This is a genomic window from Yersinia sp. 2542 StPb PI (assembly GCF_048593855.1).
Lineage (GTDB): Bacteria > Pseudomonadota > Gammaproteobacteria > Enterobacterales > Enterobacteriaceae > Yersinia > Yersinia enterocolitica_E.
In genome coordinates this window covers 1-1,696 of sequence record NZ_JAZGQA010000369.1, presented here as the reverse complement: position 1 = coordinate 1,696, position 1,696 = coordinate 1, and the positions used below count along the sequence as shown (strand labels likewise).

Genomic DNA, 1,696 nt, shown 5'->3' with positions numbered 1-1,696 from the left:
GTAATTGGTATCAAAGCACGGGATAGATAATATTGTGCTGGTATGCGAATTGAATAGGTAACATCTGGTATGGTGTGGGAATTCTCCTACGTCATGCCAGATTGAATGTAGTATACCGTAGGGTACAGCGCTGAGGTGGTTGAGGGCCAACGGGATTAAACCAACGCTAAGCCACGCCCCAGATTACCCACATTAGCTTTACCACTAATTTATTTGTTGATCCATAAATCCCAAATAGGCAAAACGAAGATCATCGATTAAGTGCTTCGCCAATGGCGTCAACGTCTGTTGCTGCCGATAAATTAAACTATAGTGCCCATCAGGTAGTTTTTCTTTGATAGGGATAATGGAGACAATTTTTTTCAGGTGAGGCACTGCCAGCATAGTTTTTGGCCCGACAAACAGGTAGTCCTCATTTAATACCAACTGCTCCGCAATAGCCGCAGAATCGCCAAAAATCACCGAACAGGTTGATTCTTTGCCATAGGGGAAAATTAACGCTTCCATATTACTGAAATACCCTGTGCTGGCCGTAGGTAAATACCATTTCGCCGCCCGTAAATCGCGTAATGACGTGCTATTAATTAACGGATGTCCTTTACGAGCAATAACACCGAATTCAGCAATAGCTAAATGTTCATCATTGAATTCATGCAGAGAAATATCGGGAGAGATAACGCCAATAAAGAAATCCATGCGGCCAAGGCGTAAAGAGGGCAGTAATTCTGACAGTTGTCCCTCAATCACGGTCAGTCTGGCGGTCGGGTAACGTTCCTGAAATTTCTTAACCACAGTAGGAACAATGCCAAATGCAGGTAAGTGGGAGCAACCGAAGGTCACTGACCCATGAGATGATCGTTCAATCTGCCTTAATTCATCAATTGCTCGTTCCAGTTCATTAAGAATCATATTCATTCTAGGCTCAAATATCCTCCCCATCTCGGTTAAAACCGCACCTCGTGCCCCTCTGACCAACAGTGAAACACCTAATATTTTTTCTAATTCCTGAATGCTTCGCGTCATCGCTGGCTGGGTTTGGTGCGAAGCCTGAGAGGCAGCTCGTATGCTGCCAAATTGTATAATTGCTTTGAGGTTTTTAAGTTGATTAATCTTCGGCAGTTCTCTCATCATATACCTGCTGTTTCTATTAGATTTATTCATATAACTGTGAAAATTAAATGCAGCACTCATCTATGTAAACATAGCCCATCCTACAAAATATCGTGATAAAATAAATTATATCGTGGCCCCTATTTTTTCAATAACACATTGATTTTATGCCCAAAAAACATTCTGCTCGATAAATTTAACCCGGCAGAAATTTTCTTTTCCGTTATTCCTGAATAATATTGACTCTCTTTTAGTCAATAACGCCTTGAGTGATTGGCAGATCATTCGTGTTTTGTTTAGTTAGCGCCAAAGTTCAGAGTATTTTCAATAGAAACATCATGAGTTACAGCACCGGTAGAATAGCGGATACCAAAGCAGTCTCCACACTTCACTTGTCTTAGAATGAGACTTCACACTATTTAGAGGTTAGCGACATGCGTCACTTCTTTAATTTTGAATATAACTCCAACAGATTATTTACCTGAAATTTATTGAGAATATTGGCTCGATGTGCACTGATAGTCTTAGGGCTAATACTCAGTATACGGGCAATATTAATATTAGAGTACCCTGACAGAAGGTACTG

General features: G+C 40.8%; 2 protein-coding genes. Both read right to left on the bottom strand.

Translation table 11 applies throughout. From position 1 onward, the window contains the following. Window positions 1-204 precede the first annotated feature (204 nt). Entirely contained in the window at window positions 205-1,128 is a 924-nt protein-coding gene (locus V1952_RS21690; RefSeq protein WP_420071395.1) for a LysR substrate-binding domain-containing protein, read from the bottom strand. 421 nt (window positions 1,129-1,549) lie between these two features. Next, a complete protein-coding gene (locus tag V1952_RS21685; protein WP_420075534.1) occupies window positions 1,550-1,687 on the bottom strand; it encodes a LuxR C-terminal-related transcriptional regulator in 138 nt (45 codons plus the stop codon). Window positions 1,688-1,696 lie beyond the last annotated feature (9 nt).

Bases quoted from the DNA above. Each gene is read 5' to 3' on its own strand.
- V1952_RS21690 (WP_420071395.1), bottom strand. From the start codon at position 1,128: ATGAGAGAACTGCCGAAGATTAATCAACTTAAAAACCTCAAAGCAATT.